This window comes from Psychrobacter coccoides (assembly GCF_017498085.1).
Taxonomy (GTDB): domain Bacteria; phylum Pseudomonadota; class Gammaproteobacteria; order Pseudomonadales; family Moraxellaceae; genus Psychrobacter; species Psychrobacter coccoides.
This window is the reverse complement of record NZ_JAGBKM010000008.1, coordinates 72,081-85,960: the sequence shown is the minus strand read 5'-3', so window position 1 is coordinate 85,960 and position 13,880 is coordinate 72,081. Positions and strand designations below refer to the sequence as shown.

General features: G+C 43.9%; 11 protein-coding genes. 7 read left to right on the top strand and 4 right to left on the bottom strand.

Features of this window, described 5'->3' with window-relative positions; genetic code table 11:
- The first annotated feature begins 4 nt into the window (after positions 1-4).
- Positions 5-979, top strand: a complete 975-nt coding sequence (locus J3492_RS06170) for a serine/threonine protein kinase (RefSeq protein WP_207990931.1) — start codon at positions 5-7, stop codon at positions 977-979.
- On the opposite strand, the gene J3492_RS06165 is transcribed toward J3492_RS06170, so the two are convergent.
- Positions 970-2,274: a lytic murein transglycosylase gene (locus tag J3492_RS06165; RefSeq protein WP_207990930.1), complete on the bottom strand. Its 1,305-nt coding sequence runs from the start codon at positions 2,272-2,274 to the stop codon at positions 970-972. The genes J3492_RS06170 and J3492_RS06165 overlap by 10 nt on opposite strands.
- Positions 2,275-2,598: 324 nt before the next feature.
- Between J3492_RS06165 and J3492_RS06160 the strand changes: the two genes are divergently transcribed.
- The 5 genes from J3492_RS06160 (at position 2,599) to J3492_RS06140 (ending at position 6,880) form a co-directional block, all read left to right on the top strand.
- Entirely contained in the window at positions 2,599-2,961 is a 363-nt protein-coding gene (locus J3492_RS06160; RefSeq protein WP_207990929.1) for an ArsR/SmtB family transcription factor, read from the top strand.
- Positions 2,962-3,098: 137 nt separating this feature from the next.
- Positions 3,099-3,506: an arsenate reductase (glutaredoxin) gene (gene arsC / locus J3492_RS06155; RefSeq protein ID WP_207990928.1), complete on the top strand. Its 408-nt coding sequence runs from the start codon at positions 3,099-3,101 to the stop codon at positions 3,504-3,506.
- Positions 3,493-4,251 carry an arsenical resistance protein ArsH gene (gene arsH / locus J3492_RS06150; RefSeq protein WP_207990927.1) on the top strand — a complete coding sequence of 253 codons (759 nt, stop codon included), beginning with the start codon at positions 3,493-3,495 and terminating at the stop codon, positions 4,249-4,251. Before arsC ends, arsH begins: the two co-directional genes overlap by 14 nt.
- 43 nt (positions 4,252-4,294) lie before the next feature.
- Entirely contained in the window at positions 4,295-5,605 is a 1,311-nt protein-coding gene (locus tag J3492_RS06145; RefSeq protein WP_207990926.1) for an arsenic transporter, read from the top strand.
- A gap of 291 nt (positions 5,606-5,896) precedes the next feature.
- On the top strand, positions 5,897-6,880 hold the full coding sequence (locus J3492_RS06140) for a glutathione S-transferase family protein (protein ID WP_207990925.1): 984 nt from the start codon (positions 5,897-5,899) through the stop codon (positions 6,878-6,880).
- Between the two features lie 273 nt (positions 6,881-7,153).
- On the opposite strand, the gene J3492_RS06135 is transcribed toward J3492_RS06140, so the two are convergent.
- From J3492_RS06135 to J3492_RS06125, 3 genes are all read right to left on the bottom strand, one after another.
- Complete coding sequence (locus J3492_RS06135) at positions 7,154-8,107, bottom strand: NAD(P)-dependent oxidoreductase (protein WP_207990924.1); 954 nt, start codon at positions 8,105-8,107, stop codon at positions 7,154-7,156.
- Positions 8,108-8,263: 156 nt separating this feature from the next.
- Positions 8,264-10,912, bottom strand: coding sequence for a DUF2357 domain-containing protein (locus J3492_RS06130; protein WP_207990923.1), 2,649 nt, complete (start codon positions 10,910-10,912; stop codon positions 8,264-8,266).
- 30 nt (positions 10,913-10,942) lie between these two features.
- Entirely contained in the window at positions 10,943-12,859 is a 1,917-nt protein-coding gene (locus J3492_RS06125) for an MrcB family domain-containing protein (protein WP_207990922.1), read from the bottom strand.
- 272 nt (positions 12,860-13,131) lie between these two features.
- On the opposite strand from J3492_RS06125, the gene J3492_RS06120 reads away from it, so the two are divergent.
- Positions 13,132-13,836 (top strand): hypothetical protein, encoded by a 705-nt coding sequence (locus J3492_RS06120; protein ID WP_207990921.1) that lies wholly within the window; start codon positions 13,132-13,134, stop codon positions 13,834-13,836.
- Positions 13,837-13,880: the final 44 nt, after the last annotated feature.

Sequence of the window (13,880 nt, the reverse complement as noted above, 5' to 3'; positions counted from 1 at the left end):
ATTTATGAGAAATAGTGCCAGTAATTCAGCGGCAATACAAGCACTACACAGACAAGCGAAGCAAATGCTGCCTGCCCTGACCGACGTATTGATCGGATTGGGTTATAGCGAGATTGTTCACCAGCGCATCAGTCAACAGAATATCGCAGGAGCTCATGACTGCTATCAAGGGCTCACACGAGCATACCAAACACGGTTTGGCCAGGTGATGATAAAATGGCAGTTGGACAGCAACCCTAGCCCTATGGCAGATAACAGCAGCTTACACCATGAAATCAGAGTGTTAAGGACGCTAAATCAGTATCAAAAAAACAGCAGCGCAATCATAACCCCGCCATGGCTAGATCATAAAACCATTTCTCTATCACAGCAGCGATTAACTGTGCTGATCATGCCTTATTACTCTAATGGTAGCCTAGCCTATGCACTCAAGCAGGCACAAAGTGCGCAGCAAAAACACCGGTTTATCATCCAAGCAGCTATCCTTATCGATCATCTACATCAGTCAAACTGGCTACACAATGACATCAAACCTAGTAATCTCTTAATCAGTGACGAGCATGCCTTGATGCTTACCGACTTTGCATTGGCTGAATATATCAAAGGCGCTCAGCTTAAGTCACAGACAGTAGGTAGAGTCTCTTCTGCAGGGACGCCAGCTTATCTGGCACCTGAATGCTGGCACGGGCAGGGTAAAACAGTGCAAACTGATATTTATGCGTTTGGTGTTTTGCTCTATGAGGTTTTAATGGGCGAGCGACCCTTTGCGATCACACAGCAACATCGTGAGCAACAAGAGGCTGCGCTTATAGCAGCGTGGGCCACTCAGCATTGTCAACAGCCAACCCCAATACTGCCAAAACCGCACCAGCGTTATCAACAGATTTTAAATCGTGCTCTCGCCAAACCCGTACAGCAGCGCTATCCTAGTATGCAAGAGCTGCTAAAAGCGCTGCAGACTCTACACCCTTACCAATAGGTCAATGACGACGCACTGCTTTGACTGATAAAGCCATCTGGGGTTTGACCGTTGTCCGCTTGCCAGCGCTGAAATGCCTTGCGAGTATTGGTGCCAATGATGCCATCAGCGCCTTTGGTATCGTAGCCAGCACTGGTCAAGCGCTGCTGCAGACGGGTCACTTGTGAGGTTGATAATGGGCGCTCATAGCGTGGCCATGAGGTACGTAGACCGCTTTGACCAACAATGGCTTTTGCCAATAAGCTAACCCCTAAAGCGTAGTTTGAGGAGTTGTTGTAGACTTTAATCACATCAAAGTTAGGGCTTAGAAGCAGTGCTGGACCATTCTTGCCAGCAGGCAGCCAAAGCTCCATTTGGGTGTCGGCATCCAAAGACACATCTGCTATGGTGTCGACCCCGAGTGCAGCCCATCGAACTGCAGGTAGCTTGGTACTGACCGTAGAGTAATCAAAAGATGGTGGCAGCACCACTTCATAAAAAGGTGCTAAGCCCCGTACCCAGCCTGAACGGCTTAGATAGTTGGCCGTTGAAGCGAGCGCATCAGCCGTTGACCACGGGTTACGATGTCCATTGCCATCACCGTCGACACCATGCTCAAGCCAAGTGGCAGGGATAAACTGCGTTTGCCCCATACCGCCGGCCCAAGAGCCTTCGAGCTGTGACCAAGAGACATCACCCCGTTGTAGCAGCGTCACTAGAGACAAGAGCTGAGTCTCTGCAAACTCTTGGCGGCGGCCATCATAAGCGAGGCTGGCAAGTGCGCTTGGCAAATGACTGCTACCTGTCACTGCCCCAAAGGATGACTCCATACCCCAGATCGCTGCAATAATCTCAGCGTTTACCCCGTATTGTGACTCTAGACCTGAGAGGTAGGTGCGCTGCTCTGAAAACTTACGTTTACCGACAGACACTCGGCCACTTGATACCGCAGAGTCTGCGTAATCCCACGGCATTTTAGCAAATTCAGGCTGACCTCTATCCAGCGAAACCACTTGTTGGTTTAGGTAGGCGGAGCCTAGTAATCGCTGCACATCCGAAGCACTGTAACCAGCAGACATGGCACGCATAGAAAAGTCTGACTTCCAGTCCGAAAAGCTACCATAGGTCGGCTTGGGCGTTATGACCGTTTCTTTTTGAATGATGACAGGGGCGGGTTTGACTTGAATGGTTTGGGTTTGCTCAATCTTAACATTGCCTTGGCGCACCGGTTTACTGGTTTGCTTGGTTGGTTGGCTGACACAGCTGGCAGCGAGCACGATGGGTAACAGGGCAAAATAGCGCTTTTTTAACATCATAACAGGTCTCGGGTATCGGTAAGGACGACAAAGGGTTGTAGAAAAATAGGTCAAATTTACAACAAGGTTAAGCTCATAAAGCGTCTGTGCTGAGGGTTGTCACTTAGCAACGCTGAAAAATAACTGTAGCAATAAATAGGGATAAAGTCGATGGGTTAGATAAGCTTATTACTTTGTTTTAGTAAATGTGCTCGAATCACATTGTTAAGTGCTATCAGTCACTTGTATATATTTTTGATAAGTCATGGCAGTGGCTATGAGTAGCCGGCCACCAATAAACTATAATTTTTGACATTAAATTAATATGTCTGTATTATTGGACATATGGAAATAATAAATGCTATCGCAAGCTTCGCTGCGCTCTCTCAAGATACTCGTCTCAAAGCCTTTAGGTTACTTGTCAGTCAAGAGCCCGAGGGTTTACCTGCGGGTGAGATAGCCCGTCAGCTGTCTGTACCACATAACACTATGTCGGCGCATTTATCGGTGCTGGCACGAGCAGGGTGGGTAGTGTCAAAACGCCAAAGTCGGCAGATAATCTATCGCGCGTCGTTGTCGCATATGGAGGCGGTCGTGCAGTTTTTATTGCAAGACTGCTGTGCGGGACATCCAGAGCTGTGTGCCTCGCTCATGGAAATTTTGAGTGGATGTGAGACTGCTAAACTTAATAATAAAGACAATCTGTAAAGTAAGCGCTAAGCCGATAGCTGACTCAATAACTATCTCTTAACTAATAGAAGTAGTAGAACTAATAGATTCTTAATAAACGTTTTCTGAACAAATATATTATTAATAACCATACCCATAAAATAGGTGAGATTGCTATGAAACCATTAATTTTTCATAATCCTAACTGCGGTACTTCTCGCAATACCCTTGCCATCATAAAGGCATCAGGCGAGCAGCCAAAAGTAGTGGAGTATCTGAAAAACCCGCCGAGCCGTGATGAGTTAGTTGAGCTATTGGCAAAAATGAACCTCTCGCCAAGAGAGTTGCTACGTAGTAAAGAAGCCATCAATGATGAGCTGGGCTTAGACAATCCTGAGCTGTCTGATAACGACATTATCGATGCGATGATGGCGCATCCTATCTTAATCAATCGTCCTATCGTGGTCACGGATAAAGGCGCAGCGTTATGCCGACCATCAGAGCGAGTGTTTGAATTGTTAGAAAATCCAGTGAGCAGCTTTACTAAAGAGGATGGAGAGGTTCTACATTATGGTAAAGGTTAATAAAGAGCAACCTGACGTAGATGACTTAGCCAATCTAGATGACATGCCCAATATTGATGCCAGTCAATTACAGCCGATCGATATTGAGTCATTAATTGCGCCAAATGATCCACATCATCCGCCAAAGATACTCGTGCTATACGGGTCGTTACGTGAGCGCTCATTCTCTAGGCTAGCGGCCGAAGAGGCAAGTCGTCTGTTGCGTTGGTACGGCTGCGAGGTACGGATGTTTAATCCATCGGGTTTACCACTGCCAGATGATGCTGATAGCGACCATCCAAAGGTACAAGAGCTGCGCGAGCTGGCGCAGTGGTCAGAAGGCATGCTGTGGGTGAGTCCAGAGCGCCACGGCAGCATCACCAGTATTATGAAAGCACAAATTGATTGGATACCACTCGCACTGGGCGGCGTACGACCAACTCAAGGCAAAACCTTAGCGGTGATGCAAGTGAGCGGTGGCAGCCAAAGCTTTAATACCGTCAATCAGCTGCGTATTCTTGGGCGCTGGATGCGCATGATTACTATCCCGAATCAATCGTCTATCCCGAAAGCCTTTTTAGAACTCAATGATGACAATCGTATGGACAAGTCGCCTTTATACTTGCGCCTAGTTGATGTCTGTGAAGAGCTGGTAAAGTTCACTTGGCTGACCCGTGGACGCTCAGCTTATCTGACTGATCGCTATTCAGAACGGGTGGAAAGTGCTGAGGAAGTGTCACAGCGCGTCAATCAAAAGTCGCTGTAATATCTCCTAGTTATAATCACCACGCTGTAAATAAGGTTGCTCCATGCTCGCATTAATTATCTTTATCGTGACCTTGGTTTTGGTGATATGGCAGCCTAAAGGGTTGGGCATTGGTTGGAGTGCGCTGGGCGGAGCATTGGTCGCTTTAGCTTTTGGCGTGGTGCAATTATCCGATGTCGGTGTGGTGTGGGACATCGTTTGGGATGCGACTTTTACCTTTGTGGCGCTGATTATCATCTCACTTATCTTAGATAAAGCGGGGTTTTTTGGTTGGGCGGCGCTACATGTAGCGAGACTTGGCAATGGGCAAGGGCGGTTATTATTTCCCATGATTGTGATATTGGGCGCGTTTATCTCCGCGTTTTTTGCCAATGATGGCGCTGCATTACTTCTAACACCGATTGTCATCGCTATCTTGCTACGGCTTAAGTTTTCACCGCCATCGGCATTGGCTTTTATTATAGCGACGGGCTTTATTGCTGATACTGCAAGTTTGCCGTTAGTGACTTCTAATCTGGTTAATATCGTCAGCGCCAATTATTTTGATATTGGCTTTGGACGTTATGCGGCGGTCATGGTGCCAGTCAATATCGTTTCTGTCATCGCGACATTAGCAGTGCTATGGGTGGTATATGCGCGCCAAATTCCAACACATTATTCCATCGCCAATCTTAGCGCACCTGTATCCGCTATTGAAGATCCATTGGTTTTTAAGGCAGCTTTTCCGTTATTAGCATTATTACTTGTTGCTTATTTTGCGACTGAATCACTAGGTATTCCTATTTCCCTCGTCACGGGAGCAGCGGCATTGGTATTAATGGCTATTGCAGGCCGCTGGTGGCAGGGCGGGCGAGATGCCGTTGTTTCTGTATCTGACGTCGTACGTAACGCGCCTTGGCAAATCGTCTTGTTTTCTGTCGGTATGTATTTGGTGGTGTATGGCTTGGGTAATGCAGGGCTAACGGCTTATGGTGCTCAAATACTGAATTGGTTAGGACAACAGGGCAATATCATCGCTACAGTAGGGACTGGATTCCTTTCAGCAATTGTGGCTTCTATCATGAATAATATGCCATCAACCTTGGTAGGCGCGCTGGCTATTGATAGCGCGCAAGTACCCGCAGCGACTCGCGAGCTGATGATTTATGCCAATGTGATTGGCAATGATTTGGGACCGAAGTTTACGCCCATCGGTAGCCTTGCGACCTTGTTATGGCTACATGTGTTGGCAGAGAAGGACTATAAAATCAGCTGGGGGCAGTATATGAAAATCGGCCTGCTTATCACGCCGCCAGTATTGTTAGCGACGCTGTTGGCTTTGGTGTTTTGGTTGCCGATGCTACCAAATCAATAAAAGCCAGTTTTATGTAGGATCAACTCTATATTGGTTTTATAGTGGATGGATCATAGGAGAATTTCTTTAAAGTTTTGGCTGTGTCATCCTCAAAGCATGCTGTCATCTGATAAACAACTGTTCTCCAAATCAGAACTTTGATTTGTGATTGCTGCTGTTTATTTCGCTTGAGTTAACCAGTACACTGTTATCATGCTTTGGCGAAATATTAAAGCGTGTTGAAGAGATCCTAATTAAGAATACATAATGCAAGATAAATAATTGGAAATAAATACTAACAAGGAGCGCGATATGGGTTTATTAGTCGATGGTAAATGGCAAGATAAATGGTACGACACAGAGGCGAGTGACGGCCGTTTCCAGCGTGAAGAATCTGGCTTTAGAAACTGGATCACCGCAGACGGCAGTGCTGGGCCATCAGGTATTGGCGGCTTTAAAGCCGAGCCCAATCGTTATCATTTGTATGTGTCTTTGGCCTGCCCTTGGGCGCACCGTACCATGATTTATCGCAAGCTAAAAGGCTTGGAGGACATGATATCGGTCTCCGTGGTGCATCCGTTTATGGGCGAAAACGGTTGGACGTTTGCAGAAGGCGAAGGGGTGGTCGCTGATCCAGTACTCAATGCAAATTATCTTTATGAAGTCTATACAGCGGCCAAGCCTGACTATACAGGGCGTGTCACTGTACCGACGCTGTGGGACAAAAAAACCAATACCATCGTCAGTAATGAGTCGTCTGAAATCATTCGTATGTTTGATTCGGCATTTGACGAGGTTGGTGCTTTACTAGGCGACTTTACACCGTCCGCGCTATTAGCAGACATCGAGGCGATGAATGATCTGATCTACCCTGCGATCAATAATGGCGTGTATCGTACTGGCTTTGCGACGACGCAAGCAGCCTACGAAGAAGCGGTTGTAGAAATTTTCGATGCGCTAGATATATTAGAGCAGCGTCTGGAAGATCGTCGTTACCTGACGGGTGATACCATCACTGAAGCAGATTGGCGCTTATTTACGACTTTAGTGCGTTTTGATGCGGTGTATGTGGGTCACTTTAAATGTAATATACGCCGTATCATCGATTATCCAAATCTTTGGGGCTATCTGCGCGACCTGTATCAGGTGCCAGGTATTGCCGAGACGGTGGATATGGATCATATCAAGGAGCATTATTACGGCAGTCATGCAAACATTAATCCAACGCGTATCGTGCCTGTTGGGCCGTATTTGGACTTTACCACGTCTCATGATCGTGAGCGTTTATCGGCTTAAGGGTTTATAAGTCGTGAACCAGAAGAGCAGGTGGTAAGCTCATGACCTCTGCAACCATATCCTTATACCAAACCCAAAAAGTACGATTAACTTTGTCAAACTTGCTAAGTCTACTAGGAGTAGTACTTGCACAAGTTTTCCGCGTTACTCTAATTTTTGGGAATGGTATTAGATATGGACTCATTAAGAAGTTTCCAATAAATAAAAACAAACCTATCGTTGCGATAGGTTTGTTTTATGTTGGTTTAAAGAACTGTTCTAAAGCACAGTTTTCTAAAGAACAATGTTTTCTTGTTCGCCTTTTTGCCATTTGACAATGTTTTCAAAGGTAATTTCGGCTCTTCTTACCATCGCTTCTTCTGTTGCAAAGCCGATATGCGGAAGTAAAACGACATTCGGAGCAGCTAGGATCGGGTAATCTGCGGGAACTGGTGGCTCCATATCGACTCTATCTAAGCCTGCACCAGCGATTTCTCCCTTGTGCAGCGCTTCTGCCAATGCCTCATTATCAACAATCGGACCCACAGCTGTGTTGATTAAGAATGAGCTGGTTTTCATCAATGCCAGCTTGTCTTTATCAATTAAGTGTTTGGTTTCATCGGTGAGAGGCGTATGCAGGGTCACAATATCACTCGTCTTTAAGACTTCATCTAACGACTTATACTCTACGCCTTTACTTATCAAGTCTGGCTTTTCACTTCTGTTATATGCGATGACCTGACAGCCGAACGCTAAGCCTAGTTTAGCGACTGCCCCGCCTATGTCTCCCGTACCTAAGACGCCCAAAGTTTTACCTTTTAAATCAAGCTGTCTGTAGCCATCCTTGGTACCGCCGTCTCTGACGACCGCCTCTAAAGGTACGATATTACGTAACAGTGAAATGATCAGCCCAAACGTAATTTCTGCTACAGAGTTGGTGCTATAACCCGCAGCATTGGAGACTTTAATCCCTTTCTCTTTGCACTTTTCTAAATCGATATGATTGAAGCCCGTGAAGGCGACTGAAATATATTTTAAATTTTCTGCAGTATCGATGACTTCACCGCTCAGTGGTGTATTAGCGAGGACTATAACCTCTGCATCTTTGATTCTCGTTTTGAGCGTCTCATCGTCTAATTTTCCATCGTCATATATCAATAACTCATGGCCATTATCCGTCAAAGGTTTTGATAATGTATTTAATACTTCATCACTAATTCCTAGCGACTCTAAGATTACAATTTGCATTTTTTTATTTTCCCTCTATTTTATAGCTACAGTTAACAATACGGTTAAATTATTAACTAAGTGTATCATTATTCAGGGTTTTTTTGAAATGTCTTCATATGGACAATCAAGATGTAGATGATTATCCCTGCTTTATCTTTATTGTATCGCGGCGTTTTAATAAACTGTCTGAAGCTCATTAAACGTAGCTGCTTGCTGTAAGTGATCTAGGGTAGTGAGCTTCATTGAGTTTTTGAAAGGGCGATGAGGGACACGAGAAACCATGTTTTTTAGAGTTAGTGGCTTGCCCAGCTCAAACAAGTAATAATCCTCATCAGAGTTTGAATGACTGCCTGCTTGCTCTGAAGTAAGCTTATTTCTTGGTTTCAGCACGACGTTTTTAATAGGCCATATTTTGGTGATTTGCTTACTATGTGCATCTTGATCAGAGGTCATTGCCAATGCTAAATAGCGTATTTCATTCACAATATGCTGTTTATACTTACCCAAAAGTGTGTTTTTAGGTAAGTGATACCATTTAGCCAAGCCATCTCTAAAGTTGTCAAAGTAAGCAGCGTTACGGCCTTTTTGCCCTGGCAGAGCCACCGTTAAGGTCAAGTCAGGATATAGTATTTGCTGCATACCTGAATGTGGAATACGTGCTGCTTCTTGCAAATACAGATGCTCTTCGAGCTGATGGTTGTGCTGAATAATTTGGTCAATCTGATAGTTATTGGCCTGATAAGCGACAGCATTGCTGTTTACCTTGCTATTGCTTAACTTATCATCTATCAACTGGGTAGCGGTTGATTGTATATCGTTTGATTCAGTAGTGATGCCAGTGCCAAGCTGTTGGTGGAGAAAATCTAATAGCCAATAATGCCCATTGTTGACTGTTGAATCCGTTTGCAGGGCACTTGGTAATAGTGCAAAAGCACCGATACTGACCTCGTCAATGGAGTCGAGATAAGGATTATTAGTATTTACTTGGTCAAAATAACCTGGATATAGCGCAAAAGCACCAAATGTCGGACGGCTTTTTTTTAGGTTGGCTGTTTTTTTATTGTTGTTCTCTTTATTGCTGTTTGCTTCATCAAAAGCCCCTTGATCTCGTTCAATACGAATCAGTGCATCACGATAACGGTGCATTTGATTGATAGCATCATCTGGCACATAGTCAATCGCATCAATGTTTTGTTCGGGGTCATCGTAGTGATGCTTTTTGGTTTTGATGCGATATTTGGCATCGAATAACCAAATAAAGCGTTTGTTGTTTGGTAGGATGACTTCCAAGACGATATCAGGCTTTTGATTAACTGAGTAAGTTCGGATGTCTTTGGTAGTTTTATTAAATGGAGGCTCGTGCGCGAGCCTTGCTGTAATGCCATCGTTACGCTCAAACTCAAATGCGCCAGCGAAGCCGTCTTGGAGCTGGTATTCAAAAAAGTCTTTAAGTCTTAACGCTTGCTTGTTAGCTGCTACCTCTTTAAAGCCCAACTCATCCATTAAGATGTTTCTTAGGGTCAAAAAGCACCACACTTCATAGATTTCTGCGACCGACTTCATAGAGATACTAGATTGATTGTCAAAGACATCTAGGTAAAACTTCAACTCTTGCCAAATTCGATAGACGGAGCTGTAGCCGACCTTTTGCTGCAACACCAGTGACTCACGGTTACGGCCGTTATAATCACCCACATCAGTCATAAAGCCTTGTTTCAAGGTTTTTTGTAGCGGTTGTTGCCACTGATGCAGCTCATCTAAAAAGGCATCAGACAGCCGCTGCTTATCTGGTGCTGCATTGCTTTGCCTAAGTTTATATTCAAAGTCAGCCAGTCGTTTCTTAGAGGTAGCTACCACCATTTTAATAAAGCGGTTCTCTGGGGTATCGACACTTAGCTGCTTTTTGGTGACCTGATAACGCTGCTCATGCAGACCATTCGCGAAGTCCTCTTTTATTTTTGCTCCCAGTCGCGCAGGCAGTTTGCCTTTTAGCCGTGCTGCTTTGTTATAAGAGGTATGAGCCTGTAAACGACTATGAGGTGCTTGATTAATAACTTTTAGCGCATGCGTCAGCTGGTTGCGTAAATGACTAAAGTTAGCGAGCCAAAGTAGGGGAAACTGATGGCGCTGTTTGGTTTGCGCACTATCTTGTTCGGTTTTTTCTACCAGACTAAAGCGCCACAGTGGAAAGACGGTATCAATCGCTTGATACATCGCTGGCAAGTCATCGTGCAGACTCATCTTGGTGGGCAAGACTTCAAAGGCGATATTGCTTTTATAGGTTTGGTTTGATTTGACGTAATTGAGGGGCAAACGCAGCCAACCGACATCGTTTGCGGTATTGACAGTGCCTGTCAGATGCGCAGGCATTCGCGAGCGAGACTGACTAAACCGAAAACTCTCATTGATTAAATGACTACGGTGGGTCAGATAAGCCTGTTTAACGTCATTTTTACTAGCTTGCTTTTCAGTTTTTTGATCAGATTCATCTACGCTAGTTTCATCAATACGTTTGTTGTTCAAAAAAATCCATTCAAAGTGGTATTGGATATTTTCAAAGAAAATAAAATCATCCAACTTAAGCGCTTCTACCAATCCAGAATGAGTGAAGCTACCTTTTATCTCTATGGGCTGATCCATAAAGCTAGCTTCAACAATGGCTAAGGGCGGAGAGAAACGTATGATAGGCTGCCCAGCGCTATGATTGCTGATAGCCTGACGCTTAGCCAAGGTCGACTGATAGGTCGCTTGGCGTTTGCTGATATCGCTACACCAAATAGACAGCTCAAAATCAGCGGTTTGTATCCTTAACAGATCTGGCATTATCGCTCCATTCGTTCAGCTGTCTCTATTTTAAGGCCAAAAACTGGTAAAGCCTGAACGCTCTAGGCGCTGTTGCATCCAAGCTAATTTAGCCTTGCTTCGACAAGTGATAGACAAAACACTATCATCTGCATTTTTGCGATATAAATCAGGGCGCAGGTTATCTGGATAATTTTCGGTAGGCCAAATATCATTTAGCTCTTGTTTTAAGATGGTTGCTAACTCTGTGAGCAATGACTGCTCATTGTTGCTAGTAGCTTCATTCATAAGTGCTAATTTGTCGTAATCACCCTCGATACGTGGCAATACTTTGCACATCAAGAAGTCATCCCAGACTGCTTGTAGCTGCTGTTCATCTTTAGGGTCGGCGCTAATAACGGCTAGTAATAGCTCGTTGAGAGCTCTAAAAGCCAATTGGAATGGCGTATTATCCAATACCTTATTAATAGACTTTAAGAACTCAATACTTTTATATCCATCACTATCAGTTTCAGGTAGATATCTTTTATTAGCGTGTGAGTAAATAGGATAGCTTAGGGCGTTATGAGTGACATTTGACTCAAAGAAATGATCAAAGTCATTGGGGAAAAAATCCCCAAAGTCAAAACTCAAAGCACGATCGATGACCTTACGTGAGAATCCATGGGTGGTTTCATCCATATTTACCGTACCTGCCACGATTAGATTAAAGGGCAGGCTTAAACCATGCGAACAGAACAAATCCCAAGCGTCATCGTACATTGCATCTGCAAAACCCAATGCCTTACGCAGTTTGTCTTTGTCTTCTAGCTGCTTGATAGTTGCTGATTTCAATAGCGGGTCGCAGCAATAATTAAATTGCTCATCATCCCATTGCCACTCACGAGTTTCTAAAACGGATAGGTAATCGGCAAAATACTGCTCAACAGGCGCTAAGTTCATTTCATCCAAACATAGCCAATAGGGTAGCACTTGATTTAATTGGTCTTTATCACCCGTTATGATGAGGCGACTGTCGTCATCAGCTTTTAGCTCAAGCTCTGCATCGATAATCGCTCGCCAAGCTTTGGCAATGAACTGCAGCACGTCAGTGGTGATATATTCAGCGCTACCATCTCCACCCAAGCGTGATATATAGCCGAGTACATCGCTTGGTTCATGCCAGTCAGGACGTACGGAAGTTAGGCAGTAGGTATCGCTAAGGCTACCTGTGAGTTTGGCTTGCTCACGGACAAAGCGAGTTTTACCTGTACCGGAGATACCAGCTAGGAGTAGGAAGGGTTTGGACAGGGGCGTTACATCGTCAGGAAGAGATTTTTTCATAACAGCGCTGGCATTAATTTGGGTATGTAGTTGTGGCTGTGAGTCAAAATCAATTGTTTTTATCTCTTTATAAATTGGTTGTATTTGCCTATAGATATTTAAAAGTTCTAAAAAGTCATTTTTAAGTTGAGCGTTATCTAACTGTTCAGATATATCATAGTACTTAGCGATTATATTAAAGGGTTCATATGATTGACCTAAGGTAGTTTTTGCACGTAAGTCTATTTCTTGCTGCCCCCAAAAATTAAGCTCTGGTAACTGGGAAAGGAGATATTGTTTAATTGACTCAGCTCTACGCTCTGCTTTAGGCTTTCCTAACTCTTTGGTAGGTATTGTTGTTCCTTGGTTTAGAGATAAGTAAAAACCGGAGCCATCAGCTTTAAACAAGTAGACAGGATAAATACCATCTTGCGTTGTCGTTGTAATTTTAGGATTAAGAATTGAAAGCCATGGCACGTTAGCCCAATTTCCAGCACCAGCACTGGCTTTGACTTGATAGGTGTTATCAAAATCTTTTACTAAAGTTTCTATATCTTTTCTGACATCATTCCTAAAGAAGTTAGCTAGCCAATGATTTGAAAAAGGCTCTTGAGTCGCTTGAACCCAGTTGGACGTAAATTCTTTTAATTTTTCTGCGAAATTCATATCAGTCATTAACTCTTTCATCCGAAATTTAACAAATCATTAGCTCAAGTTTATGCGTTAGTCTACACAATACGTATAGATTAGGCTAGACAAGGAAAGAGATGTGATTTTGGAAAAGGGGAGTGTTAAAACAACCATATATCTAAAAGCCACCGAATAAGGGATAATAGCCGTTATGGATTCTGTGACACTATAACAGCTAAAATAAGCCGAAACTTATAGCCATAGATAGACATCCAATACCGCGAACTTACATAACAAGGCAGTCCTGCATGACCAATGATAATCCTTATAATTTTTTGCCCCTACAACCTACTGGCAGAAACGAAGAAGACAACGTAAATACCTATGCTCCTGAAGACATGATCAAGATATACGAGCAGCAGTTTCTCACGCAAGTACCTGAAGACCAGCTAACCGAGTTTTTACCTGCGCTAAAGCGGTTTTATGATATCGATAACAATACTTTAGACATCAGCGCGGTCATTTTTGACGCCATAGCCGACGCTACTATCATCTATAATCACAAAGTAAAAACAGGCGATTATCAAATAGTAGGGAGCTTAGTCACAGAGCAGATGGAAGTAGAAGAAGACGAAGAAAGTGATGAAGGTCAAGAAAGCCTAGACAACCAAGCCTACACGATAGACTGTATGCGTACCTTTTTTATCAATGATGTAGAGATACCTTATCACTTTAATTTGTTTGTTCAAGGCGACAGCTACTCCATCTTGACCGAAAAAAACACCGTGCTAGAAAAAATATACTGGCTGGTAAATGCGGGGTTTGAAGAGCATCTATTGGGTGATCCTAAAGAGTTAGCAAGCTTAGAGACTATCAACGAAGAGCTGGCCAGCTTAGGTATCAGGGAGATGGATCTGAACACCATCCATCAATTGGTCAATTATATTGAAGACAATCTGATCGATGATGAGATGGCAGAGGCGCTGAATACCCTAATAGATGACGCTGAATAGGGTCTAATTCTATATATGATAGGTGCGCTGTACTCTAGAGTAAG

Bases quoted from the DNA above. Each gene is read 5' to 3' on its own strand.
- J3492_RS06170 (WP_207990931.1), top strand. From the start codon at position 5: ATGAGAAATAGTGCCAGTAATTCAGCGGCAATACAAGCACTACACAGA.
- J3492_RS06165 (WP_207990930.1), bottom strand. From the start codon at position 2,274: ATGATGTTAAAAAAGCGCTATTTTGCCCTGTTACCCATCGTGCTCGCT.
- J3492_RS06160 (WP_207990929.1), top strand. From the start codon at position 2,599: ATGGAAATAATAAATGCTATCGCAAGCTTCGCTGCGCTCTCTCAAGAT.
- arsC (WP_207990928.1), top strand. From the start codon at position 3,099: ATGAAACCATTAATTTTTCATAATCCTAACTGCGGTACTTCTCGCAAT.
- arsH (WP_207990927.1), top strand. From the start codon at position 3,493: ATGGTAAAGGTTAATAAAGAGCAACCTGACGTAGATGACTTAGCCAAT.
- J3492_RS06145 (WP_207990926.1), top strand. From the start codon at position 4,295: ATGCTCGCATTAATTATCTTTATCGTGACCTTGGTTTTGGTGATATGG.
- J3492_RS06140 (WP_207990925.1), top strand. From the start codon at position 5,897: ATGGGTTTATTAGTCGATGGTAAATGGCAAGATAAATGGTACGACACA.
- J3492_RS06135 (WP_207990924.1), bottom strand. From the start codon at position 8,107: ATGCAAATTGTAATCTTAGAGTCGCTAGGAATTAGTGATGAAGTATTA.
- J3492_RS06130 (WP_207990923.1), bottom strand. From the start codon at position 10,912: ATGCCAGATCTGTTAAGGATACAAACCGCTGATTTTGAGCTGTCTATT.
- J3492_RS06125 (WP_207990922.1), bottom strand. From the start codon at position 12,859: ATGAATTTCGCAGAAAAATTAAAAGAATTTACGTCCAACTGGGTTCAA.
- J3492_RS06120 (WP_207990921.1), top strand. From the start codon at position 13,132: ATGACCAATGATAATCCTTATAATTTTTTGCCCCTACAACCTACTGGC.